The sequence below is a fragment of the uncultured Phenylobacterium sp. genome, assembly GCF_902826855.1.
Taxonomy (GTDB): Bacteria; Pseudomonadota; Alphaproteobacteria; order Caulobacterales; family Caulobacteraceae; genus Phenylobacterium.
In genome coordinates, this window is the sequence record NZ_CADEGK010000055.1 from 21,188 (window position 1) to 23,103 (window position 1,916).

Annotated in this window: 3 protein-coding genes (1 of these 3 cut by a window edge); 2 read left to right on the top strand and 1 reads right to left on the bottom strand. The window is 69.9% G+C overall.

The features are described 5' to 3' along the window. A protein-coding gene (gene rlmJ, locus QZV94_RS09740; RefSeq protein ID WP_293677624.1) for a 23S rRNA (adenine(2030)-N(6))-methyltransferase RlmJ crosses the window boundary here: on the bottom strand, window positions 1-101 show its start. 616 nt of this gene lie to the left of the window's left edge; the window shows 101 of its 717 coding nt (coding positions 1-101); its start codon is at window positions 99-101; its stop codon lies off the left edge, out of view. 26 nt (window positions 102-127) lie between these two features. Here rlmJ and QZV94_RS09745 point away from each other — a divergent pair, with 26 nt between their 5' ends. Together QZV94_RS09745 and QZV94_RS09750 are read left to right on the top strand one after the other, a co-directional pair. Beyond that, window positions 128-1,171, top strand: coding sequence for a DNA topoisomerase IB (locus tag QZV94_RS09745; RefSeq protein ID WP_367254310.1), 1,044 nt, complete (start codon window positions 128-130; stop codon window positions 1,169-1,171). A gap of 84 nt (window positions 1,172-1,255) precedes the next feature. Next, a partial coding sequence (locus QZV94_RS09750) for an LLM class flavin-dependent oxidoreductase (protein WP_293677625.1) occupies window positions 1,256-1,916 on the top strand: 661 nt, incomplete at its 3' end.

Genomic DNA, 1,916 nt, shown 5'->3' on the forward strand with positions numbered 1-1,916 from the left:
GGCGGGCCCTTCGCCGTCAGGTCGGCCAGCAGGCGCAACAGTGCCGCATGCTTCACGAGGTCGGCGAAGTTCCCGGCGTGGAAGGCGTGGCGATAGTTCAAGCTTGTCCGGTGGCTGGAGGCGGAACTTGGCCGCCCATACCACGTTGCGGCCCGGCGTGGAGGGCCGGACCTTGGCGAAGGACACGAACGACGAGGCGGTCCCGCAGGGCCTCTCCTACGTCAGCGACCAGGACCCCGGCCTGCGGCGCAAGAAGAGCCGCGCAGGCTTCGACTTCTTCGACGTCGGCGGCGCGCCGATCCGCGACGCGAAAACCATCGATCGCATCCGCGCCCTCGCCATCCCTCCAGCCTGGACCGACGTCTGGATCAGCCCCAAGGCCAACGGGCACATCCAGGCGACCGGACGCGACCAGCGGGGCCGCAAGCAGTATCGCTACCACGTGCGCTGGCGGCAGACCCGCGACGGCGCCAAGTACGGCCGCCTGATCGCCTTCGGCCGCGCCCTCCCGCGCCTGCGCCGGCGGATGGAAGAGGACCTTGCCCGCCGCGGCCTCCCCCGCGAGAAGGTGCTGGCCGCCGTGATCCGGGTGATGGAGACGACCCTGATCCGGGTGGGAAACGAGGAGTACGCCCGCGCCAACAAGAGCTTCGGCCTCACGACCCTGCGCGACCGGCACGTGAAGGTTGGCCGAGCCAGGACGGCGTTCGAGTTCAAGGGCAAGAGTGGCAAGTTCCACGTCACCGGCTTCAACGACCGCCGCCTCGCGCGCATCGTCAAGGCCTGCCAGGACCTCCCCGGCCAGCGGCTGTTCCAGTACCTGGACGAGGACGGCCAGCGCCACGCTGTCGAGAGCGCCGACGTCAACGCCTACATCCGCGACGCCATGGGCGACGACTTCTCCGCCAAGGACTTCCGCACCTGGGCCGGCACGGTCGCCGCCGCGCGCGCCCTGACGATGCCGGAATGCGCCGACCTCTCGACCCGCAACGTCAACACCTGCGTGAAGGCCGTCGCAGGCCTCCTCGGCAACACCGCCGCCGTCGCCAGGAGCGCCTACATCCACCCTGCCGTGCTGGAGTCCTACGCCGCGGGCGAGCTCGACCTCAAGGCCGCCGACGGCCGCAGCTTCGAGCTCGCTGTGCTCAGGTTCCTGGAGACCCGCACCTGATCACCGACCCACTGGCGCTCTGTCGCGCCAGGGGTATGGTGACCGCCGATCAGGCGCCATGACGAGCGCCCTCGGAGGATGCCCATGTTTGGTCCGCGGCTGCGCTTCGGCGCCTTCATCGCGCCCTTCCACCCGGTGGATGAGAATCCCACCCTGGCCATCCAGCGCGACCTGGAGCTGGTCCAGCACATGGATAACCTGGGCTTCGAGGAGGCCTGGATCGGCGAGCACCACTCCGCCGGCTACGAGCTGATCGCCAGCCCCGAGGTGTTCATCGCCGCAGCGGCCGAACGCACCAAGCACATCCGCCTGGGGACCGGGGTCTCGTCCCTGCCCTACCACCATCCCATGATGCTGGCCGACCGCATCAACCAGCTGGACCACATGACCCGCGGACGGGTGATGTTCGGCGTGGGTCCCGGCGCCCTGGTCTCCGACGCCATGATGATGGGCATCCCGCCGACCGCCCAGCGCGACCGCATGGACGAGGCGCTGGACGTCCTGGTGCGGCTGATGCGCGGAGAGGCGGTAACCCACAAGTCCGACTGGTTCGAGCTGCGCGACGCACGCCTGCAGATGACCCCCTATTCGCGGCCGTCCGTGGAGTTCGCGGTGGCCAGTCAGGTCTCGCCGACCGGCGCGCGGGCGGCGGGTCGGCACGGGCTGGGCCTGCTGTCGATCGGGGCCACGTCCGCGGCCGGGTTCAACGCGCTGGCCTCCAACTGGCACATCGCCACGGACATGG